Source organism: Nannocystis pusilla, from assembly GCF_026626665.1.
Classification (GTDB): Bacteria; Myxococcota_A; Polyangia; order Nannocystales; family Nannocystaceae; genus Nannocystis; species Nannocystis pusilla.
On the sequence record NZ_JAPNKE010000002.1, the window covers coordinates 1,851,497 to 1,878,439 of the forward strand.

At 72.4% G+C, this 26,943-nt stretch carries 21 protein-coding genes and 2 pseudogenes; 7 read left to right on the top strand and 16 right to left on the bottom strand.

What is annotated here, in order from left to right:
• Nucleotide 1: 1 nt before the first annotated feature.
• Nucleotides 2-1,384 carry an HD domain-containing protein gene (locus tag OV079_RS08190; RefSeq protein WP_267767244.1) on the bottom strand — a complete coding sequence of 461 codons (1,383 nt, stop codon included), beginning with the start codon at nt 1,382-1,384 and terminating at the stop codon, nt 2-4.
• A gap of 124 nt (nt 1,385-1,508) precedes the next feature.
• Here OV079_RS08190 and OV079_RS08195 point away from each other — a divergent pair, with 124 nt between their 5' ends.
• Both OV079_RS08195 and OV079_RS08200 read left to right on the top strand, forming a co-directional pair.
• The gene (locus OV079_RS08195) at nt 1,509-2,012 is read left to right on the top strand and encodes an EVE domain-containing protein (RefSeq protein ID WP_267767246.1); all 504 of its coding nucleotides are present in this window, start codon (nt 1,509-1,511) and stop codon (nt 2,010-2,012) included.
• Nucleotides 2,009-2,551, top strand: a complete 543-nt coding sequence (locus tag OV079_RS08200) for a class IV adenylate cyclase (RefSeq protein ID WP_267767249.1) — start codon at nt 2,009-2,011, stop codon at nt 2,549-2,551. Before OV079_RS08195 ends, OV079_RS08200 begins: the two co-directional genes overlap by 4 nt.
• Before the next feature lie 242 nt (nt 2,552-2,793).
• Here the strand turns inward: OV079_RS08200 and hemH are convergent, their stop codons facing one another.
• Nucleotides 2,794-3,882, bottom strand: a complete 1,089-nt coding sequence (hemH, locus tag OV079_RS08205; protein ID WP_267767251.1) for a ferrochelatase — start codon at nt 3,880-3,882, stop codon at nt 2,794-2,796.
• 85 nt (nt 3,883-3,967) lie between these two features.
• On the opposite strand from hemH, the gene OV079_RS53685 reads away from it, so the two are divergent.
• Nucleotides 3,968-4,717, top strand: coding sequence for a 4'-phosphopantetheinyl transferase family protein (locus OV079_RS53685; RefSeq protein WP_338088879.1), 750 nt, complete (start codon nt 3,968-3,970; stop codon nt 4,715-4,717).
• Nucleotides 4,718-5,138: 421 nt separating this feature from the next.
• On the opposite strand, the pseudogene trpS reads toward OV079_RS53685, so the two are convergent.
• The 10 genes and pseudogenes from trpS to OV079_RS08265 all read right to left on the bottom strand — a co-directional run.
• A pseudogene (trpS, locus tag OV079_RS08215) lies at nt 5,139-6,161 on the bottom strand (tryptophan--tRNA ligase); the annotation flags it as partial.
• 265 nt (nt 6,162-6,426) lie between these two features.
• The gene (locus tag OV079_RS08220; RefSeq protein WP_267701612.1) at nt 6,427-6,810 is read right to left on the bottom strand and encodes a hypothetical protein; all 384 of its coding nucleotides are present in this window, start codon (nt 6,808-6,810) and stop codon (nt 6,427-6,429) included.
• Nucleotides 6,811-6,968: 158 nt separating this feature from the next.
• Entirely contained in the window at nt 6,969-7,427 is a 459-nt protein-coding gene (locus OV079_RS08225; protein ID WP_267767252.1) for a response regulator, read from the bottom strand.
• Between the two features lie 232 nt (nt 7,428-7,659).
• Nucleotides 7,660-9,075, bottom strand: a complete 1,416-nt coding sequence (locus tag OV079_RS08230; protein ID WP_267767253.1) for a tryptophanase — start codon at nt 9,073-9,075, stop codon at nt 7,660-7,662.
• Entirely contained in the window at nt 9,072-9,413 is a 342-nt protein-coding gene (locus tag OV079_RS08235) for a sensor histidine kinase (RefSeq protein ID WP_267767255.1), read from the bottom strand. The genes OV079_RS08230 and OV079_RS08235 overlap by 4 nt, the downstream gene beginning before the upstream one ends.
• Before the next feature lie 11 nt (nt 9,414-9,424).
• Entirely contained in the window at nt 9,425-11,059 is a 1,635-nt protein-coding gene (locus OV079_RS53690; protein WP_276602636.1) for a GAF domain-containing sensor histidine kinase, read from the bottom strand.
• 255 nt (nt 11,060-11,314) lie between these two features.
• Nucleotides 11,315-12,685: a TrpB-like pyridoxal phosphate-dependent enzyme gene (locus tag OV079_RS08250; RefSeq protein WP_267767257.1), complete on the bottom strand. Its 1,371-nt coding sequence runs from the start codon at nt 12,683-12,685 to the stop codon at nt 11,315-11,317.
• 362 nt (nt 12,686-13,047) lie between these two features.
• Complete coding sequence (locus OV079_RS08255; protein WP_267767260.1) at nt 13,048-14,766, bottom strand: alanine/glycine:cation symporter family protein; 1,719 nt, start codon at nt 14,764-14,766, stop codon at nt 13,048-13,050.
• 101 nt (nt 14,767-14,867) lie between these two features.
• Nucleotides 14,868-15,890, bottom strand: a complete 1,023-nt coding sequence (locus OV079_RS08260; protein WP_267767262.1) for a hypothetical protein — start codon at nt 15,888-15,890, stop codon at nt 14,868-14,870.
• Between the two features lie 89 nt (nt 15,891-15,979).
• The gene (locus OV079_RS08265; protein ID WP_267767264.1) at nt 15,980-16,465 is read right to left on the bottom strand and encodes a DciA family protein; all 486 of its coding nucleotides are present in this window, start codon (nt 16,463-16,465) and stop codon (nt 15,980-15,982) included.
• A 9-nt stretch (nt 16,466-16,474) separates the two neighbouring features.
• On the opposite strand from OV079_RS08265, the gene OV079_RS08270 reads away from it, so the two are divergent.
• Nucleotides 16,475-16,861: a hypothetical protein gene (locus OV079_RS08270; protein WP_267767266.1), complete on the top strand. Its 387-nt coding sequence runs from the start codon at nt 16,475-16,477 to the stop codon at nt 16,859-16,861.
• A gap of 155 nt (nt 16,862-17,016) precedes the next feature.
• On the opposite strand, the gene OV079_RS08275 is transcribed toward OV079_RS08270, so the two are convergent.
• Nucleotides 17,017-17,886 (bottom strand): aminotransferase class IV, encoded by an 870-nt coding sequence (locus OV079_RS08275; protein WP_267767267.1) that lies wholly within the window; start codon nt 17,884-17,886, stop codon nt 17,017-17,019.
• Between the two features lie 61 nt (nt 17,887-17,947).
• Nucleotides 17,948-18,683, bottom strand: a pseudogene (locus OV079_RS08280) (polyprenol monophosphomannose synthase).
• Between the two features lie 375 nt (nt 18,684-19,058).
• Between OV079_RS08280 and OV079_RS08285 the strand changes: the two are divergent.
• Both OV079_RS08285 and OV079_RS08290 read left to right on the top strand, forming a co-directional pair.
• Nucleotides 19,059-19,403, top strand: coding sequence for a PilZ domain-containing protein (locus OV079_RS08285; protein ID WP_267767268.1), 345 nt, complete (start codon nt 19,059-19,061; stop codon nt 19,401-19,403).
• A 109-nt stretch (nt 19,404-19,512) separates the two neighbouring features.
• Nucleotides 19,513-20,937 carry a hypothetical protein gene (locus OV079_RS08290; RefSeq protein ID WP_267767270.1) on the top strand — a complete coding sequence of 475 codons (1,425 nt, stop codon included), beginning with the start codon at nt 19,513-19,515 and terminating at the stop codon, nt 20,935-20,937.
• Between the two features lie 466 nt (nt 20,938-21,403).
• On the opposite strand, the gene OV079_RS08295 is transcribed toward OV079_RS08290, so the two are convergent.
• Nucleotides 21,404-23,863 carry a serine/threonine-protein kinase gene (locus tag OV079_RS08295; RefSeq protein WP_267767271.1) on the bottom strand — a complete coding sequence of 820 codons (2,460 nt, stop codon included), beginning with the start codon at nt 23,861-23,863 and terminating at the stop codon, nt 21,404-21,406.
• Between the two features lie 141 nt (nt 23,864-24,004).
• The gene (locus OV079_RS55660) at nt 24,005-25,648 is read right to left on the bottom strand and encodes a rhomboid family intramembrane serine protease (protein WP_267767273.1); all 1,644 of its coding nucleotides are present in this window, start codon (nt 25,646-25,648) and stop codon (nt 24,005-24,007) included.
• Between the two features lie 280 nt (nt 25,649-25,928).
• Between OV079_RS55660 and OV079_RS08305 the strand changes: the two genes are divergently transcribed.
• Complete coding sequence (locus OV079_RS08305) at nt 25,929-26,813, top strand: M90 family metallopeptidase (protein WP_267767275.1); 885 nt, start codon at nt 25,929-25,931, stop codon at nt 26,811-26,813.
• Nucleotides 26,814-26,943: the final 130 nt, after the last annotated feature.

Sequence of the window (26,943 nt, forward strand, 5' to 3'; positions counted from 1 at the left end):
GTCAGGGCCTCCTCGCCGCCGCCGAGCGGGCGGGGCGGGCGTGGGGGGACCGGCGTCGGATCCGCGGCGCGACCGTCGTGAGGGACATGTCGTGAGGGACATGTGGACAGGGAGGGGACCTCCGACGCGCCGGCTCCTCGCCGCGCTGCGGGACCGCCGGGGGGAGCTGGCCGCGCGCCGCTCTCCGGGGACACCTGTCGCCTGTCCGGGTGGACATGTCCTGGCAGACAGGAGCGCGGCGCGGGGCATGTCGGATCTCCGGCCCCTCGGCGCCCGGCATGACTGTCCAGCGGGACATGTCCTCATGGACATGGTCGTCGACGGCGATCGGCAGCGACAGCTGGGCGGCGGCGTGGCGCGGGCTGACGAACGCGAGCTGGCGGCTGTGGCGGTAGCGGCGCGACCACTGCGGGCGGGGCAGGCCGTGCGGACCGGGCGCGACCGAGGGGTCGACGAAGTAGCGCTTGTGGACGCGCGGGACCACGTCGCCCTCGCCGGTCGGCGGGACGCGGGTGCTCTGGAAGCGCTCGTCTTGCCCTTCGGACAGGCCACTGCGGCGCGCGTGGGCGTCGGCGAGGCCGCGCAGGGCGGCGTCGTCGAACTCGGCGAAGCGGGCGAACACCCGCTGGTCGAAGGCGTCGGCGACGGCGCGCGACAGCTCGGCCTCGCACACGATGTTCGACGGCAGGTTGATGACCTCGCTGTAGATCCGGTCCTTGAGGGCCCAGAAGCGGTCGATGACGGGCAGGGCGTCGGGGTCGATGAGCAGCTCGCGGCCGCGGCGGACGAACACGGCCCGCGGCAGGCGCACGCCGGCGCGGCCGAAGGTGCGGGCGGTGCGGACGATGCCGTCGAGGGTGTCGAGGTTGATCGGGGCGAGCAGGAGGGCCGAGAGGTCGAGGGCGCGGCCGTCGCCGGCGCCGCCGATGATCGCCCACACGCGCTCCGGATCGAGGTCGACTTGCTGCAGCACGGGGCGCAGCGAGAGGGGCTCGGGGATCGCGCCGTTGCCGAGGACGATCCACTCGCTGACGCCGTGGTGGGCGACGCCGAGGGCGCGCTCGAAGCCCGGCTCGGCCGCGTGCGACAGGGGGAAGTGGCCGATGTCGTGCAGGAGGCAGGCGGCGACGAAGTGGCGCAGGTCGCCTTCGGCGAGGTCGAGGGCGGCGCCGAAGCGGTGGCCGAGCGCGGCGACGCCGAGCGAGTGGTCGAGGCGCGTCGCGGGGTCGTGGCTGCGCGGGTGCCAGTCGAGGGTGCCGAGGAAGCTGACCCGACCGAGGCGCTGCACCCACGGCGAGTCGAGCAGCGGGGCGCCGAGCAGGCGGACGAGGGCCGGGGGGAGGCACGGCCCACGGACGCTGGCACAGGCCTGCGGGGCTGCCAAGGGGGGAAGCCGGGACGAGGTGCGCGGCTCGGGCGTCGCGTGACGGGCCGAGGCTGTTTAATCGCTTGCGTCGGGGCCGCTTGCAAACTCGGGCGCGCTCTGCGAAGTCCAGGCTGCAAACGGCATGACCAAGAAGTCCGCGAAGATCCGCTACTGGCTGATGAAGAGCGAGCCGGACGTGTTCTCGATCGACGACCTGCAGCGCCTCGGCAAGACCGCGTGGGAGGGCGTGCGCAACTACACCGCCCGCAACTCGATGCGCGACGACATGAAGATCGGCGACCTGGTGATCTTCTACCACTCGAGCGTCGACCCCGCCGGCGCGGTCGGGCTGGCGCGAGTGTGCAGCGCGCCGTACCCCGACGCGACCCAGTTCGACGAGAAGAGCGAGTACTACGACCCCAAGTCGACGCGCGAGGCGCCGCGCTGGATCCTCGTCGACGTCGAGTTCGTCGAGAAGTGGCCGGCGATGGTGACGCTGCACGCGATCAAGGCCGAGAGGGCGCTCAAGACGATGTTGCTGGTGCAGAAGGGCCAGCGGCTCAGCGTCCAGGCGGTCGAGCCGCGGCACTTCGAGCGCGTCCTGGCGATGGCCGGCAGCAAGCAGGCAGAGGCGGTGACGGCGTGAGCGCGGCCCGCAACATCGAGCTCAAGGCCCGCTGCCCCGACCTCGCCGCGGCCCGCGCGGCCGCCGAGCGCCACGGGGCCCGCTTCGTCCGCGTCGAGCATCAGCGCGACACGTTCTTCCACGCCCGCACCGGCCGCTTGAAGCTGCGCGAACGGACATGGCGCGAGGGACAGGAGACGGAGGACAGGTCGGGCGCGGAGCTGATCCCGTACGAGCGCTCGGACACGGGCGGGGCGCGCGAGAGCCGGTACCACGTGGTGCCGGTGATCGAGCCGCAGGCGCTGGTGGCGGCTCTGGGCGCGGCGCTCGGGATCCGCGGCGCGGTGGTGAAGCGGCGCGAGCTGTGGATGTGGCGCAACGTGCGGATCCACCTCGACGAGGTCGAGGGGCTGGGGTCGTTCGTCGAGTTCGAGGCGGTGATGCTGCCCGGGGAGACCGACGCCGAGGCTCATGCGCGGGTGGCGGTGTTGCAGGCGACGCTGGGGTTGGCGGACGCGAGCGTGGTGCCGGTGGCGTACGCCGACCTGCTCGGGCTGTGAGCCGCGAGTTGCGGCCGCGAGCTCGTGACTGTGGCGGGCGCCGACCTAATGAACTTCCGCGTCGCGGCACGCGGACGTGTGCGCCGACCTGCGGTGAACTGCCGCGCCGCGGCACGCGGATGTGAGTGTGTCGGTGGCGGGCGACGAACTCGGCCGCGGCTTCTGCGACCTCGCTCGGCGCCGACCTGGGTCGGGCATGTCTGAGAGGACATGTCCCTTCGGCTATGCTCGAAGGGACAGGCTCAGGCCGACAGCGGCGCGGCCGGGGGCCGGTCGGTGAGGACCGGCAGGGCGCGCGGGTGAGGGGCGGACTCGCGGATGATGGTGGCGAGCGCGGTGACCCACACCGGGTGGTCGTTGAGGCAGGGGACGAGGCGCAGGTCCTCGCCGCCCGCGGCCTTGAACGACTCGGCGGCGCGGATCCCGATCTCCTCGAGCGTCTCGAGGCAGTCGGCCACGAACGCCGGGCAGAACACGGCCAGGCGGCGGACGCCGCGGCGGGCCAGCTCGACCAGCTCGACGTCGGTGAAGGGTTTGATCCACGGGGTCCGGCCGAGGCGCGACTGGAAGGCGATCGTGGTGGCGTCGCGGGCGAGGCCGAGGCGGTCGCGCAGGGCGCCGGCAGTGGCGACGCAGTGGGCGCGGTAGCAGTTGCGGTTGTTGACGCCGATGGTGTCGCAGCAGCCGGGGCGCGCGAGGCAATGCGCGCCGCTCGGGTCGCTCTTCTTGACCTGGCGCTCGGGCAGGCCGTGGAAGCTGAACATGACGTGGTCGGGCCGGAAGTCCTCGAGGACAGGTGCGCCGACGCGCGCGAGGGCGTCGATGAAGGCCGGATGGTCGTAGAACGGCGGGACGATGGTGAGGAAGGGGGTGTTCCACGGCTCGCCGGCGGCGCGGTAGAGGGCCTCGACGGTCGAGCCGGTGGAGCTGCTGGCGTACTGCGGGTAGAGCGGGACGGCGACGATGCGGTCGCAGCCGCGGGCGCGCAGGACGTCGAGGCCGCGCTGCAGCGAGGGCTCGCCGTAGCGCATGGCGAGCTCGATCTCGACGTCGGGCATGGCGAGCCGCAGGGCCTCGGTGAGCCGCTGGGAGTGGTGGAGGAGGGGCGAGCCGCCGGGGCCCCAGACGGTGCGGTAGGCGGCGGCCGAGCGCGCGGGACGGAAGGGGAGGATGACGAGGTTGAGCAGCAACCAGCGACCGACGGCGCCGATGTCGAGGACGCGCGGGTCGGACAGGAACTCGCGCAGGTAGCGGCGCACCGCGGGGGCGCGCGGGGCGTCGGGCGTGCCGAGGTTGATGAGGAGCACGCCGAGCTTCGGTTCGGGTCGCATGCGCGGGCGCATCGTGGCGCGGTTCGTCAGTGGCCGCAACTGCGCCGCCGGCTGACGCGGGCCCGGCGCGCGTCACGTTGCAGGGGTGACGGAGCGGCAGAGCCTGGCAGCGGGCGAGGTCCACGTGTGGTTGTGCGCGGCCGAGACGCAGGTCGACGCCGACTGGCTGGCGGCGGCGCGTGAGCTCCTGAACGCGGAGGAGCAGGCGCGCCAGGATCGCTTCGTGTTCGAGCGCAACCGCCGGCAGTTCGCGGTCGCGCGGGTGCTGGTCCGCCAGATCCTGGCGAGCTACAGCGGGATCGCGGCGACCGAGCTGCGCTTCGTCGCCAACCAGTACGGCCGGCCGGCGCTGGTCCAGGCCGCCGGGCTCGAGTTCAACCTGTCGCACACCGACGGGCTGGCGGCGCTGGCGGTGACTCGCGCCGGCGAGATCGGGGTCGACGTCGAGGACGCCGATCGGCGCTCGCGGCCGGAGGAGGTGGCCGAACACTTCTTCGCGAAGGCCGAGGTGGCCGCCTTGATGGCGCTGCCGGAGGACGCGAGACGGGCCCGCTTCTTCGACCTGTGGACGCTCAAGGAGGCGTACATCAAGGCCCGCGGGATGGGCCTGGCGATCCCGCTCGACGCGTTCGCCTACGACCTGTCGCGCGGCCGGCAGGCGATCGACCTGGCGATCGACGCGTCGCTCGGCGATCCGCGCGCGGGCTGGGAGTTCTTCCTCGACGACCCGACGCCGCGCCACCGCCTGGCGCTGGCGGCTCGCTTGCCCGAAGGACATGGCGCGAAGGTCAGGTACAGGTGGGTCGGGCCGACGGCGCCCGGGCGGCTCGGGTGAGGCGGGGAGTGCAGCTGTCCCTCGGGACAGAGAGGGGCGAAGGCCTGGGTGAGGTGGGCCGCGGCGATCGCGGGTAGCGACGGAACGCCGAGCAGGAGGGCGAGGCGACGATCCTGAGCGAGGCGACGATCCCTGAGCGAGGCGACGATCCTGAGCGAGGCGACGATCCCTGAGCGAGGCGGCGGCGCAGCGAGTCGCTCGGGCGAGGCGGGCCGCCGCGCTTGCGGGTAGCGATGCGAGCGATGGCGCAGCGGGACGAGGGGCGAGGCGGGCCGCCACGAGCGCCGGTCGCGACGCGAGCGCTGGCGAGGCGATGGCGCAGCGGGCGAGGCGGCGACGTGAGCCGCCGCGAGCGCCGGTCGCGAGACGACCGCTCCGGCGCGGGCGCGGAGCGGTCGCTTCGGGGGGCGCGGGAGGGGGCTCAGCCCTTCTGGTGGTAGAAGGGCTTCTTGCGCTCCTCGGCGCGCGACTGGGTGGCGTGCACGAGGCCGGACCACAGGTTCTCGAGGCCCATGGCGTCGCGGACCTTGCCGAGGGTCTCGTAGGCGACCTTGCGGGCGGTGATGGTGCCGTCGACGATGATCTCCTCGGTGCGGTGCTTGTCGGCCGCGAACTCGGCCCGGCGGGCGCGGATCGGCACGAGGATCTTCTCGAGCGCCTCGATGACGCGGTCCTGGACGGCGGCGAAGCCGATGGCGCCGCGGTCGTACTCGGCCTTGAGGTTGGCGAGCTCGTCGGCGTCGCGCAGGAACGCGTCGGCGAACAGGAACAGCGGCGCGCCGGCCGACTCGCCGGGGGCCGGGCCGGGCAGGGTGCGGACCTTGCGAGCGACCTCCTCGGGCGTGTCCTTGAGCCAGATCGCGTTGCCGGCCGACTTCGACATCTTGCGGTCGGCACCGCCGGCGACGGTGTTGACGCCCGGCAGCGACGGGGTGGCCGAGACGGTGGCCTGGGGCACGGCGAACACGGGGCCGTAGGCGTCGTTGAAGTGCTCGGCGATGTCGCGGGCGAGGGTGACGTGGGTCTCGTTGTCGGCCCCGACCGGCACCAGCTCGGCGTTGGCCATGAGAATGTCGGCGGCCTGGAGCACGGGGTAGCCGAGGAGGCCGAGGGGCACGTCGCCCTCGCCGAGGCCGGCGTTGACCGCCATGTCCTGGATCGACTGCATGCCCGACAGCCGCGCCACCGGGGTGAGCATCTGCAGCAGGATGGCGATGTCGTAGACCGCCGGTACGCCGGACTGCAGGTAGATCGTCGAGCGCGAGGGGTCGACCCCCACGCTCAGCATGTCGAGCACCACGTCGCGCACGTGCTCCGGCAGGCGGGCAATCTCGTCGCGGTGCGAGCGGGTCGTGAGCGAGTGCAGGTCGGCGACGATGATGAAGCACTCGTGGCTGTCCTGAAGCTTGACCCGGCTCTGCAGGGTGCCGACGAGGTGACCGAGGTGGAGGGCCCCGTGGGCCTATCACCAGTGAGCAGTCGCGGTTTACGAGCGTCCATCGACTTCAAGGTTCAAGGCGCATCCCGCTAGTGTCAAGCCAACGGGTTCGCGCATCCCGGGGCGTCGCACAGCTGTCCGATGGGACATGTGTGCGTGGACCTGCGACAGCGCCGGTGCGGAGGCGACGACCAGCGAAGCGCCGCGACCGCCGGGCGGTCGCGGCGCATCTGCGCTCCGCGGATCGAGGGGCCTGGGCCCGCGCGTCGTGTCAGCGCAGCGCTTCGCGCAGGCGCGGCTTGATGTCCGGCAACACCACGCTGACCAGGATCCCGAGCTGCGCCTTGCTGCAGTCCACTGCCATACCCCAGCGGTACTTGTCGGTGAGGTCGACCACCACGATCATGACGATGCCCTCGTCGCCGAGGCGGAGCATGGTCTCGTTCAGATAGTCGGGGACGGGCAGACCCGACTTCTTGATCGTCTCCATGATGCGCTCACAAAGGATGTTGAAGAGCGCACACGCCTTGGGGCTGCTGCGAACGCCGGCGACCGACATGCCGGACGTTTTGCTGAAGACGTCGGAGGCGGCCAGGCCGCCCATCAGACCGTCTTCGACCTCAGCGAGCAGTTGGTTTACGACTTTGAGATTCATTTCGAGTTCCTTCGTGATCCGTGCAGTCGGGGCCAGGTCATGGTAGCCGTGGCGCGGGGCGACAATCTATCATTTTTTGCACGATCCGGACGTTCGTCCAAGCGCGCCTGACGGCGCGCCGCACCGGGCTGTAAGGCCCAGTTCGGCGCCTCAGAAGCTCAGCCCGCGGATCGGCGGCGGCGCGTCCTGCTGCGTCTCTTTGAGGTAGTGCTTCGCAGCCCGACGAGCAGCGCCTTGAGATCCTCGGTGTCCCAGGGCTTCGTGACGTACTGCCACATCAAACCCTCGTTGAGGCCGCGGATTACCACGTTGATGTCGGAGTAGCCGGTGATCAGGATGCGCACCGGCGTCGGGTTGATCTCCTTGAGCTTGCCGAACAGCTCGACACCCGTCATCTCCGGCATGCGCTGGTCGCTGAGCACCAACTGAATCTCGTTGGCCCGGAAGATCTGCAGCGCCTCGGTGCCCGAGTTGGCGGTGTAGACCTTGAACATGTCGCGGAAGCTCTCCTCCAGCGTGTTGAGGATGCCCCGCTCGTCATCGACGATGAGCAACGAGAGGACCTGCTTGTCCTCTTGGCCGATCGTGCCGGTCTTCTGGAATTCCTTCCAACTCATGCAATACCTCGCTTCTCGCTGGGCAACCGGTCGTAGCGCGGGGAACCCTCGATGCGAGAGAGAGTCTGCTCCGTTCGCGCATGGTGGCAGGGGCGCATCCGGTTCGCAAGGGCTCCGTGGAGCCGCTCGCTGGAGCGCCGGTGGAGCGAGCCAGGGCCGGTGGGGCCATGGAGCCCAGAGGGCCTGGGAAGCGGCCCGTGAGGCCAGCTAGGGCCTTTTCGCGCGTGAGTGGTCACGGTAAATCTCCTGTACCACCGTCCGCGCCGCGCACGTAGCGGAAAGTGGACGCAAAGTGGCGAATTCCGGGGGCTTCGACCTCGAAGCGAAGGCCGTGGCGCATGCGCTGGCCCTTCTCCTCGAACACGGTGCGCACGACGTCGGCGACGTACTCCAGGTGCTCCATGGTGTAGACGCGGCGCGGAATGGTGATTCGGCACAGGTCCAGGTTGGGGCGGATGTTCTCGCCGGTGTCGGGGTCGCGGCCGATGAGGACGCTGCCGACTTCCACCGCGCGCACACCGCCCTCCTTGTAGAGCTCGACGCAGAGCAGCTGCGCCGGGAACTCGTCCTCGGGGACGTGGGCGAAGAACCGCCGGGCGTCGATGAACACCGCGTGGCCGCCCAGCGGCTCGACAAGCGGGATGCCGGCGGCGATCAGCAGCTCGCCGAAGCGCTTGACCTGGCCGATGCGGTAGGTGAGGTACGGCTCCTCGGTGACGTCGCGCAGGCCCTGCGCGAGCGCCTCCATGTCGGCGCCGGACATGCCGCCGTAGGTGTAGTAGCCCTCGAACAGGATCGTCGGGGCCTTGAGGCGCTCGTACAGCAGGTCGTCGCGCACGGCGATGAACCCGCCCATCGGCACCAGCGCGTCCTTCTTCGCGCTCATGATCGCCGCGTCGGTGTAGCTGCACATCTCCGCGACGATCTCGTGGATCGTCTTGGTCGCGTAGCCGGGCTCGCGGTGCTTGATGAACCACGCGTTCTCGGCGAAGCGCGCGGCGTCGAGGATGACGAGGAGGCCGTACTGGTCGGCGATCCGCCGCACCTCGCGGATGTTCTCCATCGACACCGGCTGACCGCCGCCCGAGTTGCACGTCACCGTCATCAGGATGTAGGCGACGTGGCGCGGGCCGTACTCGCGGATGACGCTCTCGAGCTTCGCCAGGTCGACGTCGCCCTTGAACGGGTGGTAGCCCGTCGAGCTGCGCCCGGCGTCGATCGTGCAGTCGATCGCGCGGCCGCCGGCGAACTCGATGTGCGCCTTGGTCGTGTCGAAGTGCGAGTTGCCCGGCACGATCATGTGCTTCTTGATCAGCACGAAGTCGAGCACACGCTCGGCCGCGCGGCCCTGATGCACCGGGATCGTGTAGCGGTACCCCATCGTCTCGCGGATCTGCCGCTCCATCTCGAAGAAGGAGCGCGACCCCGCGTAGGCCTCGTCGCCGATCATCATTCGGCCGAGCTGCGCGGCCGACAGGGCTCCGGTGCCCGAGTCGGTCAAGAGGTCGATGTACACGTCTTGAGATGCGAGGCGGAACAAGTTGTTGCCGCACGCCTCGATCCGCCGGACCCGCTCCTCATAAGGGAGCAGCGCGATCGGCTCGACGACCTTCGCCTTGTACGGGATGATCTGTCTGGCTCTGCTCATGGGCTCTCCGCGGCCTTGGCGGCCCCTTCGGTCCTCGTGCCCGGGTCCTTGGGCTCGGTCGGGATCCGAATGAGGAAGGTTACCCCCGCCGTTTCGTTGCGCGTCACTGCGATCGTCCCCTGGTGTTCCATCACGATCCGGTAGCTGATCGACAGGCCCAATCCTGTCCCCTTGCCGACCGGCTTGGTGGTGAAGAAGGGATCGAAAATCTTCGAGATGTTGGCGTCCGAGATGCCTTCGCCGTTGTCCTTCACCGCGATCTCGACCCAGGGTCCGTTGACCCGCGTGTCCACGTGAACTTCGCCGCCGCGCGGGGTGGCGTCGATCGCGTTGTTCACGAGGTTCAGTACTACCTGGTTGAGCTTGGCGGGAAGCAGGCGTAGGGCCGCGTCAGCGTGAGGTCGGACGTCAACTTCACGCCCTTGTCCCGCGCGTTGTTCGAGAGGATCATCAGCGTCTGGCGGATCCCCTCGTCGATGTCGGCGTTCTGGAACTGCGCCTCGTCGAGGCGGGCGAAGTTGCGGAGACCGAGCACGATCTCCGCCATGCGATCGAGGCCGATGAAGCACTCCTCGAGCACCTTCTGCGTGCGCGCGAGGACCTCCTCGATCGAGCCTTCCTTCTGCTCGCGGCTCTGGCTGACGTAGCTGAAGAACATCTTCAGCAGCTCGAGCTGCTTCGGCGCCGGCATGCTGCCGAGGTCGGCGATCACGTCCTTGGCGTCGGGCCCGATGTCCTTGTCGTCCTTGAGCTTGTCGAGGATCGCCCGGGCCGCGGCCACGCGCGGCTGCGGGTCGCCGCCGACGCCGGCGTCGAGCCAGCGCTGGACCGCGAGCCGCCGCGCGACCTTGAGGACGCGCTCGTGGGCGAGGTGCGTGTTGTTGCGGCTGAACGCCAGCGGGTTGTTGATCTCGTGGGCGACGCCGGCGGTCAACTGGCCGAGGCTGGCGAGCTTCTCGCCCTGGACGAGCTGCGCCTGGGTCTGCTTGAGCTCGACGAGGCTCTCGCGCAGGCCCTCGTAGAGCTGGTTGTTCGTCAGCGAGATCGCGGTCTGGCTGGCCAGCGAGAGCGTCAGCTCGAGCGCGGCGTCGTCGTAGGGCAGGACGACGTTGTCGATGTCGGCGGCCGTCAGCGTGGCGGTGCGCGAGATCTTGCGGTTGATGAGCTGGAGGACGCCGATGACCTGGTCGTCCTGGTTCTTCATCGGCAGCACGAGCATGCTGCGCGTGCGGTAGCCGGTGCGCTGGTCGAAGGCGGGGTTGAAGCTGTACTCGGCCTTCGGATCGAGCAGGTAGGCGTCAGGGATGTTGACGGGCTCGCCGGTGACGGCGACGTAGCCGGCGAGGGTGCTCTTCGACACCGGGATGGTGAACTTGACCAGCTCGAGGTGCGGCAGCGAGTCGTTCTGCGAGTTGTTGAAGCGCAGCCGCCTGGTGCCGCTGGCGTCCTTCTCGACGATGTAGAGCGAGCCGGCGTCGGAGCAGGTGAAGTCGCGGGCGGTGGTGAGGATGAAGTTGAGGAGCCGCTCCTGATCACGCTCGGTCGACAGGGCGATGCCGATCCGGTTGAGCTTGGTGATCTCGCCGGCGAGGCGGCGGCGCTCGGCCTCGAGGCCGAGCAGACGATCGTCGGCCGCGGCGTCGCGCAGGGCGGTGCGGATGGCGACGAGCAGCGCGGCCGCACCTGGCTCCGGGGACAGGATAGAGGAGAGCGCGTCGCCGAAGCGCTGCTGCAGGACCTCGGCCTTGGTGCCGGGCAGGAGGCTGATGATGCGGGTCGGACCGACGGGCTGCAGCTCGACGCGGCCGTCGTCGCAGAGGAGGTGCTCGTCGAGCAGCACGACGCACGGACGACTGGCTCGGCGCGTGGCGACCACGGTGCCGAGCTCGCGCGGCGCGACCGGCCGCAGCTCGCCGGCCGAGCGGCACGCGGCCGCGGTCGCAGAGCCGGCGAAGGCCGCCGAGCACAGCAGCAGCGGCGTCAACGGTTCGGGACGGGGCGATGGATCGGGTCCGGTCCCGGAGGGCCCGGCCGCGTCACCCGGGGTCGCGGTGCTGGCTGCGTCGTCGGCCTGCACAGTGTTCGCCATGGTCGGAGAAGCGGGGCGCAAAAACAAGAGTCACCGCAGCATCTGCACGCGGATGACGTCGACGCCGGAGACCTACATGCACCGCTCGCGACTCGAGGCGGCGCGGCCCTCGCCGCGTCGCCTCGACGTCTCCAGCGGACGATACCGCGCTCAGATCTTGACGTCGGGCAGCTCGGCCAGAGCCGCCTCGATCGCCGCCTGCGGGTAGGCGTAGTCGGTCAGCTCGCCGCGGAAGTAGGCGTCGTACGCCGTCATGTCGAAGTGGCCGTGGCCGCAGAGGTTGAACAGGATCACCGGCGAGGTGCCCTCTTCCTTGGCGCGGATGGCCTCGCGGATCACCTGGGCCACGGCGTGGCCGGCCTCGGGCGCCGGGACGATGCCCTCGGCGCGCAGGAAGGTGACCGCCGACTTGAACACCTCGAGCTGCGGCACCGAGTAGGCCTCGATCAACTTCTGGTCGAGCAGCTCGCTGATGACGCTGCCGACGCCGTGGTACCGCAGGCCGCCCGCGTGCACCGGCGGCGGGATGAACTTGGCCCCGAGCGTGTGCATCTTGACCATCGGCGCCATGCCGGCGGTGTCGCCGTAGTCGTAGGCGTAGACGCCGCGGGTGAGGGTCGGGCAGGCCGCGGGCTCGACCGCGACGACCCGCACGTTGCGGCCGTGGACGATCTTGTCGCGCAGGTAGGGCACCGCGATGCCGGCGAAGTTGCTGCCGCCGCCGACGCAGCCGACGATGATGTCGGGGCTGTCGCCGGCGCGGTCGAGCTGCAGCATCGCCTCCTGGCCGATGATCGACTGATGCATCAGCACATGGTTCAGCACCGAGCCGAGCGCGTACTTGTACTTGCCGCCGCTCTTGGCCGCCATCTCGACGGCCTCGCTGATGGCGATGCCGAGGCTGCCGGTGCTGTCCGGATCCTGGGCGAGGATCGAGCGCCCGGCCTCGGTCCTGTCGCTCGGGCTGGCGGTGACGTTGGCCCCGAAGCTCTGGATGATCGCGCGCCGGTACGGCTTCTGGTGGAAGCTGACCTTCACCATGAAGACGTGGCACTCGAGGTTGAAGAAGTTGCAGGCCTGCGACAGGGCCGTGCCCCACTGACCCGCACCTGTCTCCGTGGTCAGGCCGGCGACGCCGGCCTGCTTGTTGTAGAACGCCTGCGGGATCGCGGTGTTGAGCTTGTGGCTGCCGCTCGGCGAGACGCCCTCGTACTTGTAGTAGATCTTCGCGGTGGTCCCGAGCGCCTTCTCCAGGCGCCGCGCCCGCATCAGCGGGGTGGGCCGCCACAGCTTGTAGATCTCGCGGACCTCCTCCGGGATGTCGATGAAGCGCTCGCGCGAGACCTCCTGGCTGATGATCTCGGGCGGGAACAGCGGCAGCAGGTCGTCAGAGGTGACCGGGCTCTTGGTGCCTGGATGCAGGACCACGGGGAGCGGGCGCGGAAGATCGGCCTGGATGTTGTACCAACGTGTCGGAATTGCGCTCTGGGGGAGTTCAAAACGCGTCAGGGACTCGGTCATTCGCGGCGCTCCAGTCTCGCTCGCCCTTTATATCGCGAGGCGACGCTGCGACAAAGGCCCGCGGGTCGGTCTCGGTCCAGGCTTTTGTCGTCCGTCGGACTGCGGCCAAGGCCCCACTTCGGCGAGGACCGCCAAGGCCGCTGCCGGGCTGTTCTTTCGGCCATACGCCGCGATCTCGCGGGGCGCGCCGGCCGCTGCGCCCCGCGCCAGCGCGCATGCGCGTGGACGCGCCCGCGGGCCAAAGCCCCGCTGCGCGGCGATTCGTGGCGCTTCGCACCCCCGTCGCGGCGATCCGAGGTCGACCTCACGAGCCGACGCGCGTGGAGTCACGAGCCGCGGCGCGACGCGGACACTTGTGACGCTCAGCGCCGCCGTGCCGCGCGTACACGCGCGAAGTAGCCGCGGTAGGCCCGCATCGTCTCGCCCGCGAACAGCAGCGTGATCGGGATGTTGACCCACAACATCACGCCGGTGCCGACCGAGGACAAGTTGTCGAGCTCCGCCTCGGTGCTGATCCAGCCTGCGCAGGCGAGCAGGATGCTCAGGCAATAGACGATCTTGAACGGGACGATCGAGCGGCGCCCGGCCATGTAGACCATGCCCTGCTCGCCGTAGTAGGCGTACGAGATCATCGTCGACACCGCGAACAGCCACGAGGCGACCGCCACCAGCCACTTCCCGAGGCCGGGGGCCACGCGATCGAAGGCGTGGCTGGTCAGCGCGGCGCCGACGTAGTCCTTGTAGACGTCGAGGCTCGCGAGCGCAGGCGCGCTGGCGAGCGGGGCGTCCGGCGACCCCACCGGCTTCCAGTCGACATAGAGGCGATCTCCCGCGTCGACGACCTCGCCGTTGAGCCGCTGCAGGTCGCCGCCGGTCGACGGATCGATCGCACCGTAGCGCGCGAGCATGAACACGGCGTCCCCGGGCCGCCACGGGGTGCCGGTGATCGCCAGCGCCTGCGCATGTTTCTCGGGCAATGGCGTATCGGACAGGTCCCAACAGCCAGGTTCGATCTGCACCGCGGCCGGCGGCTCGCGCAGGGCGGTCTCGCCGTCGCGGCACCAGGCGCCGCTGGCCAGCACGACCAGCGAGGTGAGGGTGCAGACGACGAGGGTGTCGATGAACGGCTCGAGGCCGGCGACCACGCCCTCGCGCACCGGCTCGTCGGTCTTGGCGGCGCTGTGGGCGATCGGCGAGGTGCCCTGGCCAGCCTCGCTCGAGAACAGGGCCCGCTTCATGCCCCACACGAAGGCCGCGCCCGAGGTGCCGCCGACGAAGGCGCCGGCGGCCTCGGCCGGCGAGAAGGCCGAGGCGACGATGAGCCGCAGCATCGCCGGGATGTCGGCGACGTGGACGGCGAGCACGTACAGCGCGGAGGCCAGGTAGAGGAAGCACATCGCCGGGACCAGCGCGCCGGCGACGGCGCCGATCCGCTTGATCCCGCCGAGGATGACGGCGCCGACCAGCGCGGCGAGGACGAGGCCGACGACCTGCTGCGGCACGCCGAAGCTCTCCTCGGTGACGACGCCGACGTTCCACGCCTGGAACATGTTGCCGCCGGTGATCGTGCTGATGAGCAGGGTGATGCAGAACAGCACGCCGAGGACGCGACCCAGGCGCTGCAGCCTGGGGCTGCGCCGGGCGAGGCCGTCGTCGGCGACCCACATCGGCCCGCCGCTCGGCTCGTCCGGCTTGTCGGTGCGCCGGTACAGCATCGACAGGGTGACCTCGGTGGTCTTGAGCGCCATGCCGGCGAGGCCGACCATCCACATCCAGAACACCGCGCCCGGGCCCCCGAGCGCGATGGCGACGGCGACGCCGCCGATGTTGCCGAGCCCGACGGTGGCCGACAGCGCGGCCGACAGCGCCTGAAAGTGACTGATGGCCCCGGGCGAGTCGGCCTTGTCGTAGTCGCCGCGGATGATCTTCACGCCGTGGGTGAGGGCGTGGTACTGGCAGAAGCCGCTCCACACGGTGAAGAGGAGGCCGGTGGCCATCACGATGTAGAGCACGCTGTCGTGCCACAACACCGCGTTGATGGCCGTCAGCCAGTCGTTGATGGCGATCCGCAAGGTCTCCACGAGCGAACGAGGGCCGCATGATGGCGGCCCGGCCCGCACGGCGCAATGACCCGCGCGGCCGGCCGGCCTTTATTAAAGTAAGGAGTGGAGGCGGGGCGGCTCTAGCCGGCGGGCGCGGGCGCGGCGGAGGGGCCTGCAGCGCTGGCGGGAGGCGGCGCGGCGGGCGGCGGGCTCGCGGCAGGCGGGCCGGCCGCCGCGGCGGACTGGCCGGCGGCGAGGGGCTGCGGCGGGCCTGGAGTCGCGGCGGGCGTCGTGGGCGGGTGGGAGTCTGCGGGCGCGGGCTTGCCGAGGCGCGGGGCGTCAGGACGGATCCCCGGCGGCACCTCGACGCGCTCGCCGACGGTGATAAGGCTGGCGTAGCGCAGCAGGCTGACCTTCACCAGCAGGTCGGAGAAGGCCCACTCGGTCTCGAAGTTGGTGGCGGCGGGGATGTCGATCGCACCGTTCGCGTCGGGCTGCGGCAGCGCGCGCGCGGGGACTCTGGTGGGCGGGCCGTAGACGCGGGTGTAGTGGGCGACCGCGTCCTGGTAGTCGGCGAGCGCGGGGACGGCGTCCTTGGCGGTGCGCTGGTACGAGACGTGGCGCAGCGGGTGCTCGGCGCTGTCGAACACGAACAGCAGGCGGCCCTCGGAGGGCGGCCGCGGGCGATCGGTGAGTTGCACGCTGCGGGTCTTGGGGCAGCTGAAGCGGACCTGCGGGTTGGCCTCGCGCTTGCTCTTGCGATCGAGCCACGAGGCGGCGGTGACGGCGTCCTCGCCGCGGGCGCGGGCCTCTTCGATGCGCTTGCGCTCGGCCTTGCGGCGACCCTCCATGCTGGCGCGGATCGAGGTGTCGCCGCAGGTGAGGCCGAGGCGCGCGACCAGGGCCTCGGCGTCGCCGACGCGGTGGAGGCCGACCTCGGCGTGCATGGCCGCGGTGACGGGCGCGCGCGGGCCGGGCTTGGGATCCTTGAATTCGAAGCGCCACTCCGGATCTTTGCGTCCGAACAGCCCGGCGAGCCCGGAGCCGGACGGCGCAGCGGCGGGCGCGACGACGGGCGCAGGCGCGGGCGCTGCTTCGTCGGCCCCGCAAGCGGCGAGGCCGAGGAGGCCGGCGAGGGCGGTGATGCGCGAGGAGCTGACCATCGGGACAGGTCGGGGCTGCGGGAGCGGATGAACTTCGGGACAGGTCGGGAGGCGCGGCGGCGGAGAGCGAGCAGAGGAGGCCGCGGAGATCAGGGGCGGCCGAGCCGGACGCGGGCGCCGGCGATGGCCTGGCGCAGCTCGGGATCGACGACGTCGGAGAGGGCGCGGCTGGTGGCCTCGCTGGGCTCGGCGGTCATGGTCGGCGGGCCCAGCGCGACAGCGGTCCGCGCGGGGGTGCGCGGCGCGGGCGGGGGGACGGCGCCGAGGCGGAAGCGCAGGCCGGCGAGGCGGGCCTCGGGAGCGAGCTGCTGGAGCTTGTGGAGCAGGTCGTCCCGCGAGTACATCAGTTCGTGGTGGTACTGACTGTCCTCGACCACGACGATGACCTCGTCCTTCATGACCGCGAGCGGGTAGGCGCGCCCGCGCAGCCAGGGCATGTTCAGCCGCTCCCACGCGGCGCGCACGTGGACGAGCCGGACCATGTGGTCGGGGACGATCGTCTTGACCAACTTCCACACGGCGTCGGCGAGCGGCTGGGGACCGCGGGCGAACGAGCGGCGAGGACGGCGGGCCATCGCCGTCGAGTGTGCCACAGCGCGCTGGCGTGGGCGGCGGCGCTCCTCACGCTGGGGTGCGCGGCCCGGTCCGGCTGGGAGCGGACCGAGGCGCGGGCCTGCCGCCCGGCCGATCCGCCGCGGATCTGCGTGCGCGCCGAGCCCGACCGGGCCCTGGTGGTCCGCGCCGGCGGCACCGCGCTGGTGCCCGGGGAGTGCGCGGCGTCACCCCGCCGCCGCGGCGGCCCGCTCCGGGTGACCGCCGAGGACGGCCGCACCGGCGCGATCGACTCCCGCTGGCTGCGGACGCGCCGCGGCGCGACGACCCGGATCACCGCGACGCCGGCGGCGAAGCCGAAGGTGCTCGCCCGCGACCGCTGCACGGGACAGGTCGAAACGGACATGCCCGAAGAGTAATGGCCGCGGGGACATGGCCGAAAGGCCATGCTCGTGCGGACCGGGCCCGCGACCGAGCGCTGGCTGGGACGCGGCCGTCGCCGGGGGCGAGGCTGCGCGGCCGGGGCTCCCCGGGGGCGAGGATGTCCCCGGGGACAGGTCTACGCCGCGGCGGCTCAGAGGCCGGGCAGGGCGGCCTGGTAGGCGTTGCGCAGCTTGTTCGTCAGCGGGCCCTCGGCGCCGTCGCCGACCGGGAAACCGTCGAGGGTGGTGACGGCGACGGGGCCGCGCACGGAGGAGGTCAGGAACACCTCCTCGGCGGCGCGCAGGTCGAACGGGTGGAGCGACGACTCGTGGGCGGGGACCGCCAGGTCGCCGGCGAGCTTCAGCACGGCGGCGCGGGTGATGCCGGGCAGGATGCCGTCGGAGATCGGCGGGGTGAACAGGACGCCGCCGATGACCGCGAACACGTTGCTGGTGGCGCCCTCGGCGACGAGGCCGGCGGGGTTGATGAGGACCGCCTCGTCGTCGCCGGCGGCCAGCGCCTGGCGCAGCCCCTGGATGTTCGGCAAGTAGTTCGAGGTCTTGAACGCCGGGTCGAGCGCGCTGGCGGGGGCGCGCGTGACGTCGACGATCCGGGCCCGCAGGCCGCGGACGTAGCCGGCCTCGTCGGGCAGCTCCAGCGGGATCGCCAGCACCGCCAGGGTCGGCGTGAGCGCCTTGCGCGGGTCGAGCATCAGCGGCGCGACGCCGCGGGTGACGACGATCCGCACCAGGCTGTCGGCGTTGCCGGTGTCGCCGTGGGTGAGGTCGACGAACGCGCGCAGCTCGTCGTCGGACCACGGGAGGTCGAGGCCGATGCCGGCGGCGCTGCGGCGCAGGCGGGTCGTGTGGGCCTCCCACGCGACCGGACGGCCGGCGGCGGTCCGCAGGGTCTCGAACACGGCGTCGCCGAACAGAAACCCGCGGTCGAGCACGGGCACGGCCGCCTCGGCGGGGTCGAGGGGGCGGCCGATGGTGGACAGGTAGACGCGGGATGCGGACATAAAGCTCAGAACATGTCGGATGGGACAGGGTGGATGAGACAGGGTGAAACGGGCATGTCCTTCAGGACCGGCCCAGAAAGCGGAGGCGGAGGCACAGGCCGACGGCCTCGAGGGCGATCGCGGGCGTCATCTTCGACGCGCCGCGCTCGCGGTCGGGGAACACGATCGGCAGCTCGCGCGCGCCTGCCGGCGCGCACGAGGCGGTACTTCATCTCGATCTGGAAGCCGTAGCCGCTGGCGGCCACGGCGGCGCGATCGAGGGCGACCAGCGCCGCGCGGCCGTAGCAGACGAAGCCGGCCGTCGGGTCGCGCAGGCCGAGGCCGAGGAGCGCGCGGGCGTAGAGGCCGCCGCCGCGCGACAGCAGGCGCCGCCCGAGGCTCCATCCGCGGGTGCCGCCGCCGCTCACGTAGCGCGAGCCGATCGCAAAGTCGGCGCCGCCCTCGCCGACGGCGGCGAGCAGACCCGGGAGGTAGGCCGGGTCGTGCGAGAAGTCGGCGTCCATGGTGATGATGTGGGTGAACTCGTGCGGGTGCTTCAGGGCCCAGTCGATGCCCGCGAGGTACGCGCGACCGAGGCCCTCCTTGGCGGCGCGGTGGAGGACGTGGACGCGGGCGTCGGCCGCGGCGAGGCCGTCGGCGAGCTCACCGGTGCCGTCGGGGCTGCCGTCGTCGATGATGAGCACGCGCGCGTCCGGCAGCGCGGCGAGGATCGCCGCGGTGATCGGCTCGACGTTGTCCCGCTCGTTGTAGGTCGGGAGCAGGACGAGCGGGCGTGGGCGGCTGTCGGCGGCGCTCATGGTGGCAGGGCAGCCCGCGCAGAGTACCTCGCGCCGGCGCAGGGTTGCGAGGCCGCGCGCCGGACTGCTATGGTGTCGCCCGCCCGAGGTTGCCACGGTGCGACGGATCCGCTGCCATTACGCGTCCGGAGAGGCCTTCGCGGCGGCGCTGCGCGCGGCCGGGGACGAACAGGCGCTTCAGGTCTTCACGACCGAGCGCTTCGAGCCCGGCGAAGAGGTGCTCGCGGAGGTGTTCTTCACCGGAATGAACGGGAAGATGCTGATCCGCGCGATCGGCAAGAAATGGCACATGGCCCGCCCGCGCCTGCGCGTCCGCGCCGGGGGGTGCTCCGCTGCGCGGGGAGCGAGTGGCGCAAGCTGCAGTACCTCCGGGAGGTGGCCCTCGGGAGAGCGACGATGGCGCCGCGGCGCCGCCACCTGCGCCAGCCGGTCCTGGTCGAGATCCGGTGGCGCCGCAGCGACGCGAGTGACCTCGAGCCGGCGACGATCTCGGAGATCTCCGAGGCCGGCGCGCTGCTCCTGACCGACGCGGGGCTCACGCTCGGCGAGGAGATCATCATCGAGATCACGACCCCCGGCGGGGCCCGACCGCTCGAGCTGACCTCGATCGTGCGCAACACCCGGCACCCCGAGGGGGGCGTCGGCGTCGAGTTCATGCGCCGTAACTCCGGCGGGCTGACGCGCATCCGCGAGGTCATCCGCCGATTGGTCGATCAGTGAGGCCGATGCGACAGGTCCGATCGCACATGTTCTTCGGGACAGCCTCGCCGGCGCCGCGCGCGGCCGGCGTCAGGGGCATGCGCTGGCTTTGGGGCAGGTGCGAAGGGGCATGTCCCTCGGGGCAGTCGCGCTGGCGCTCGGCTGCGGGGCGCCGGCGGTCGAGGTGCTGCCGGGGGTGAAGGCCGATCTCGGCTCGGGAGCGCCGAGCGCGGGCGGGGAGCCGACGCCGGCGCGCGCCGAGGGCGACTGCGCCGGGCTGGCGGCGGGCGCCGCGGCGGGCTCGGGCGAGGACGCGGTGCTGCTCGTCTGGACATGTCCCGAAGTGCAGGCGAGTCCGGCGGCCCTGCGCGCCGCGCTGCTGCAGGCGGGCAGCCCGGCCGAGGCGGCCGCGCTGGCGCCCAAGCTGGCGGCGGCGCCCGATCTGGCGGGCCTGGCCCGGCTGGCGGCGATCGATCGCCCGGCGACGGGCTCGCTGAACCCGGCGGAGGCGCCGGATCCGGTGACGGCGGTGGTCAGCCCGATCGACGAGGCGGTGCTCGGCGGGGTGCTGCGGGCGATCGGGGCCCAGACGGCGAGCGGGCTGACGCACGAGCAGCGGACCCGCGCGGCGGCGCTGCTGGCCCGGGTCCACCGCGAGGCGCTGGCGCAGCTCGGTCTGCCGCCGGACCAGCCGCTGCCGCCGTTCGGGCGCCTGCTGGCCGGCCGCTTCCTGCACTTCGGCCGCAGCTTCTGTCAGACGTACTGGCAGCGGCGCGTGGCCGGGCTGGAGCCGCTGTTCGCGGCCACCGAGGACGAGCTGATGCGGGTGATGCTGGCGGTCGAGCGCACCGCGCACGCCGGCGACGACGGGCTCCTGGCGGTCGAGCGCCAGCGGGCCCGCCGCTACCTGCAGGGCAGCGGGGTGGCCGAGCGGCTGAAGTCGCGCGGGGTGGCGCAGACGCCCGAGGGCCTGCTGCCGCTGCCGAACGAGCTCGATCGCCTGATCGACCACGGGTTCGTCGAGCTGGCGCTGCAGCGGGCGCTGTTCCTCGCCGGCGAGCAGCCGGCGCCGTTCGGGATGGCGCCGGTGATCGAGTCGCTGCAGGCGATGCTGACGCAGCGCGACCTCGGCGAATTCCAGGCGCTGCTCGAGCGCAGGATCGGCGAGGCGCGCAAGCTCGAGCCGCCGCCGCCGGAGCAGGGGACGCGCGAGTGGCCGGTGCGCGCGCCGTGGAGCTGGAGCGACGCGGGCTCGGTGGCCTCCGCGGCGGAGGCGCTGTGCGAGGAGGCCGACGGCAGCCAGGGCACGACCCGCCAGCGCGGGCTGTGGCGCGCGGTGCTGGCGCTGCGCGACCGGCCGGATGCGTGCCGCGAGCTGCTGCGACGGGCGCAGAACGGGCTGGCGGCGCAGCTGGCGAGGGCGGTGCTCGACCGCCTCGACGACGACAGCCTGGCCGGCCTGCGCACGCGCGCCGCGGCCCGCGAGGCCGGCGAGGCGCAGGTGCGACGCGCGTTCGCGCTGGCGAGCCGCGACGCCGGGCTGCTGCCGCGCTGAGCGCGGCGCGAGGCCAGCCGTCACCGTGCTGAGCGGCTCCTTCGCCCCGCTGCAGCCGGGCCGAGCGGCTAACGGGGCCGGGCTGCCGCCGCGCCGCGCGGCAAACCGGGGCCGGGCTGCAGCCGCGCTGAGGGGCTCGCAGCTCCGGGCAGCAGCCGCGCTGAGCGGCTAACGGGCCGGGCTGTCGCCGCGCTGAGACGGCGGGCCGAAACGCGGGCTGGACGAGATGGCTGAATGGAATGGACATGTCCATATGGACATGTACCATCGGGCAGGAAGGGAGAAACTGCGCCTCGGGAGGGTGCCGTCGGGCGAGCTCTCGGGCCGAGGTCCTGGCCGTCGCGGCTCGCGCTGCCGGGGTCGAGCCGCGGCGCGATGGACTGAAAGGACATGATTGAAGAGGCATGTCCTATTGAACAGGTTTTTCAGGGCATGGCGTGAAGGACATGTCCTTCGCCGCGCCGGGCTACGCCTCGGTGCCGTGGGTGGCCAGCCAGGCGGCGATCTCGCGCTGGCGTCGGGCGTTGCGCATGGTGGTGGCGTCGCGCTCGGCCTGGCGGGCGAGGGCCAGGGCGCGCTCGCGCTGGCTCGGGTCGTGGTCCCACAGCGCGCGGGCGAGGGCGAAGTGGGTGACGGCGCGGATGATGGGCTGCTGCGAGCGATCGGCGAGCTCGTGGGCGCGCTCGAGGTCGGCGAAGGCGCGGGTGATCGCGCCGCGGCCGAGGTGCAGCACGCCGGTGGCGGCGAAGTACTCGGCGAAGTCGAGGCGGTCGGTGCCGAAGGCGGCGATGAGCTGCGGCAACGAGGGCTCGATCAACTTGGCGGCCGCGTCGAGGTGGCCGAGCTCGAGGCGCGCGAGCCCGAAGTTGGCGCGAGCCATGCACGTGAAGGGGTGACGCGCGCCGAGGTGGCGGTCGAGCGTGACGCTGGCCTCGTGCAGGACGTCGGCGGCCTCCTCGACGCGGCCGCTGAGGCGCAAGGCCTCGCCGAGGCCGATCTGGGTGACGCCGAGCGCGAGCAGGTTGTCGGGCTCGGTGCGCTGGCGCAGCTCGATGCCGCGGCGATACAGGTGCTCGGCCTCGACCAGGCGGCCCTCGGCGGAGCGCGAGTTGGCGAGGTTGTTGAGCAGCTCGGCCTCGACGCCGACCTCGGGCGGACGGCGGGCGATCAAGGCCCCGGCGATCGCCGCGGCTCGCTCGGCGGCGGGGTAGTCGTTGAGGCCGTAGCCCTGCACGTGGACGTCGGTGACGAGGGCCCGCAGCTCGACGGCGTCGTGGCCGGCGCGGATGCTGGTGAGGTAGGCGTCCCACAGCGAGCTGGCGGCCTGCTCGAGCTCGCCGGTCTCGGCGAACAGCCGGCCGTGCCAGAACAGCGCCTCGGCGAGGGTGGGGGCGTAGCCGGCCGCTTCGGCGGCCTGGATGGTGCGCTGGACGAGGGCGACCGCGCGGTCGAGCTGACCGGCGAGGAACAGCGCCTCGACCTGGGCCAGGTCGCGCTGGAGCAGTTGCACGCGGGCGGCCACGGCCGGGTCGCTCGGCAGACCGAGGCGGCGCTGCTCGTCCATCAACGCCGCCGGGTCGCCGCACGAGGCGACGGAGTGCAGCCCGGCGACCGCCTGCGCGGCGTTCATCACGGTGCCGCGGTCGCCCTCGGCGAGGACGTCGACGAGGGCGTCGAGCTCGGCCCGCCGGCGCTGTAGGCAGTGCATCTGCAGGTCGAGCGCGGCGCTCGAGCGCTCGCCGGCGCGGTGGGCCTCGCAGGTGCGCACGTGCATGTCGGTCCACTCGGCGGCGTGGGCGTCGAGGGCCTGCCGCGTGCGGGCGACGGTGTCGGCGGCGAAGTCGAGGCCGGTGGCGAGCATGGCCCGCTCGACGGCGGCGCTGCGGGCTTCGTCCCACACGCCGACGAGGTGCTCGGCGGCGTCGCGACAGGCGCCGCCGGCGCCGGCCTGGACGAAGGCGAACGAGGCGGTGGCGATGCCGGCGAGGGCGAGGGCCCAGCGGACGCGCTTGCGGCCGCGCTCGGGCGTCGGCGCCAGCTCGACCAGGAGGTCCTGCATGGTCGGGAAGCGGAGGTTCGGATCGCTCTCGAGGCCGCGCAGCACGGCGCGCTGGATCGACGGCGGCACCGGGGTGCGCGCGGGGACCGGGGCGCGCTCGCCGAGCAGGACGTTGCGGCTGACCTCCTCGATCGTGCTGCCGGGGAACGGGCGGTAGCCGTACAGCGCCTCGAACAGGGCGGTGCAGAAGCCGAACTGATCGGTGCGCGCGTCGGTCGGCTCGCGCAGGAACTGCTCGGGCGCCATGTAAGCCGGGGTGCCGATCAGCGAGCCGGCGGCGGTCATGCGCAGCAGCGATCGGCCCGACTGCGACAGGGCGGGGCCGGTCTCGGCGTCGCCGCCGAGGCCGACCGGCAAGGCGAGGCCGAAGTCCATGACGCGGACGCGGCCGTCGTTGCCGATCATGAAGTTGTCGGGCTTGACGTCGCGGTGGATGATGCCAGCCCCGTGGGCCGCGGCCAGGCCCCGCCCGGCCTGCACGAACATCTCGACGATCTCGGACCACGAGCGCGTCTGCTCTTCGAGCCAGGCGGTGAGGGTGCGGCCGTGCACGAACTCGAGGGCGATGAAGATCTGGCTCTGCCACTCGCCGACGTCGTAGATCTGGATGACGTTGGGGTGCGACAGCTGGGCCAGCGTCTGGGCCTCGCGCAGCAGGCGGGCGCGGCCGGGGACGTCGCCGCTGAGCCGCCGCCGCACCAGCTTGACGGCGACGCGGCGGTCGAGGATCTCGTCGTAGGCGCTGTAGACGACGCCCATCGCGCCCTCGCCCAGGCGGCTGAGGACGACGTAGCGGCCGAAGCGGAGGGCGTTCGCGTCCGGCTCGCTCGAGCCGGGTCCGCTGTCCGTGACCGCTTCGGTGGCCATAAACGGCGGCAGCTTACCCGATGCGGGGCGGGCGGCGCTCGTGCGTCCCCCAGGGCTCGCACGGGTACGGCCAAGCTCACGCGGTCGAAGTCACGCGCTCAGCCGGACGACGCGCGATCGCGCGCGCGCGGTCGAGTGGCTTCAGGGACATGTCGCCGAGGACATGTCTGAATCACCCTGTCTGTTCGAGCATGTCCGAGAATCCACGCGAGCGCCGCGGCAGGAACAGGGCCCCGAGGAGCGTGCCGGCGACGATCCCGGCGAGGTGGGCGGTGCCGCTGACCTCGGGGGTGACGCTGTCGAACACGACCTGGAGGCCGAACAGGATGACGAGGGCGACCAACTCGGCGCGGCCGATCGGGGTGCTCGGAGGTCGCGCCGCAGCAGCAGGGCGGCGATCACGGCCCCGCCCAGCGCCATGATCGCCCCGGAGGCGCCGATCAGGAGCAAGGGGCTGGCCGGGTCGCGCAGGAAGACGACGGCGAGGCCGCTGAGCGCGGCGCTGAGGACGTAGATGGCGGCCAGGCGGGCCCGACCGTAGAGCACCTCGACGAAGGTGCCGAAGCGCCACAGCATCAGGACGTTGAGGATGAGGTGCAGGCTGCCGACGTGCAGGAGGGTGAGCGCGCCCAGCCGCCACGCCTCGGACGGGCCGAAGTCGCCGGTGAACAGGGCGCCCCAGGCGTAGGCGTGCTCGGGGTCGTAGGGGTCGCCGGCGGCGGCGAAGATGGCGTAGAAGCCGACGAGGACGGCCATCCAGGCCCAGGTGAGGCGCGGCCGCACGGCGTGGCGGCCGAGGAAGGTGGAGACGGCGCGCAGGGCCGGGGCGCCGCGGCGCAGGGCGGCCAGGCGGTGGTCGAGGGCGCGGGTGTGCGTGGTGGAGGGCCGCGGCGGTCGCCGGACGATCATGGCGTCGAGCGAGAGGAGGGTGGAGCGGGCGATCCGGTGGTCGCCGTGCTGCTCGAGCGCGCGTGCGAGGGTGCGACGCGCAGCGTCGGGTCGGCCGGCGCACCACTCGGCGAGGGCGATGCACAGCTCGCGATCGCCGCGCGCGAGGTACATGCCGAGGCCGTCGGCGAGGGCGCTGGTGCGCGCGACGTCGCCGGCGAGCGCGTGGGCCTGGATGATGAGACGCGCGACCCGCTCGGGCTGCTGGAAGGTGGGATCGCCGGCGAGGGCCCGCGCGAGGGCCTCGGCCAGGGCGTCGCCGTCGGGGTCGGTGCAGGCGACGGCCTGGACGTAGATCGCGCCGAGACCCTGGGCGAACAGGCCGGCCCGCTCCTCGGGATCGGCGAAGGCAGCCTTCACTGCTTCGACGTCGCGGCGGTTGTGGAGGAGGACGATGTCGAAGGCGCGCCGCACATGCGGCAGGCCGTGCGAGACGCGATCGAGCTCGGCGGGCGGGACGTCGTCGCCGGCCCGCAAGGCGAGGATGATCGGCAAGGCGCCGAGCTCGTCGCGCACGGCCCGGGTGGGGTGGATCCGCGCGAGCAACCAGGCGAGCCGCCGCGCCCGCTCCTCGTCGCCGGCGCCGATCGCCCGGTGCAGCCGCGTCTGCAGCGAGACGGGGGCGATGACGAGGAGGAGGTAGAGGCCGAAGGCGACGAAGCCGGGGCTGCTCGGCGCGAGCCACCAGGCGAGCGCGGCGGCGAGGACGATGAAGGCGACGATCGCCCAGCCGGTGCGCGCGTCAGGCAGGCCCAGCCGCCGCAAGTAGAGGGCGTAGCCGAACAGGCCGATCGCGGTGACGACCAGCAGCGGGAGGGCGAGGGCGTCGATCGGCACGCGCAACGGCAGGGTAGCCGAGGCGGCGCTGCGCGGGTAGGCGCGGGCCTCGATCGCGGGGGCGAGCGATCGAGCGAGCGAGGGGAGGCGAGGCGCGCGGGCGCGGGAGCTGGTCGGAAGCGGAGGCGGGGCCTCGCCGGCGCGGAGCGGCGCAGGACGCGGCGCGACGATGGAGCGAGCCCGGCTCGGACGCGGGGGCCAGGTGGCAGGGACGCGGAGGCCGGTCGCGGGGACGCGGGCGGGGTAGGCGAGCGCGGCGGGGCGCGGTAGATCCGTCGTCGTGCTGGCGCGGGCGGCGATGCGGCTGCAATCGGCGATCGCCGTGGCGATCGCGGTGGTGACGTCGGTGGTGGTGCTGGCAGTGGCGCCGTGGTGGATGGTGGTGATAGGGCCGCTCGTCGGGCTGGGCTATCGCACCGCGGCGCTGCGACCGATCGCCCGCCGCGAGCGCCTGGCGCTGGCGCCGGTGCCGGACAGCTGGCGCGAGCTGCTGGCCAAGCGGGTGCCGTTCTACGGGCGGCTGACGCCGCCGGCGCAGAAGCGCTTCGAGGGCGACGTGGCGGTGTTTCTCGGCGAGCACCGGATCTACGGGCCGCAGGGCGCGGAGGTGCCGGAGGAGGTCAAGGTGATGATCGGGGCCGGGGCGGCGATGCTGTGCCACGGTCGGCCCGACTGGGAGTGGCCGCACGTGCGCGACATCGTCGTCCACCCGACGCAGTGGAACGAGGACGGCGAGCCCGGCGATCACCACGGGATCGCAGGGCAGGTCCACCTGCAGGGGCCGGTGCTGTTCTCGCGCAAGCAGATCCGGTTCGGCTTCCGCAAGCCCGACGGCGAGAACGTGGTGCTGCACGAGCTGGCCCACGTGCTCGACATGGCCGACGGGGCGGCCGACGGATCGCCGGACCGCTTCGCGTGGACGGCCGTGCCCGGCTGGGAGGAGCTGGTCCGCACGCGGCTGAAGGCGGTGCGCCGGCGGAAGGGCGGGCCGCTGCGCGCCTACGCGGGCACCAACTCGGCGGAGCTGTTCGCGGTGGCGGTCGAGGTGTTCTTCGAGCAGCCGCTGCGCCTGCGCAAGCAGGACCCGCAGCTGTACGAGGCGCTGGCGGAGCTGTTCAACCTCGACCCCGACACGGGGGCGCTGCGCCGGCCGCTGCCGGCCTGAGGCTGTCTCTTCGAGACAGGTGCGGCGGCGGCACGCCCGAAGCGATGTCTCTCGGGGCAGGTACGGCGTAGCGCGGCGAAGAGAGACGATATGTCTCTCGAGACATGTGCGGCGGAGGGCCGCATCGCTG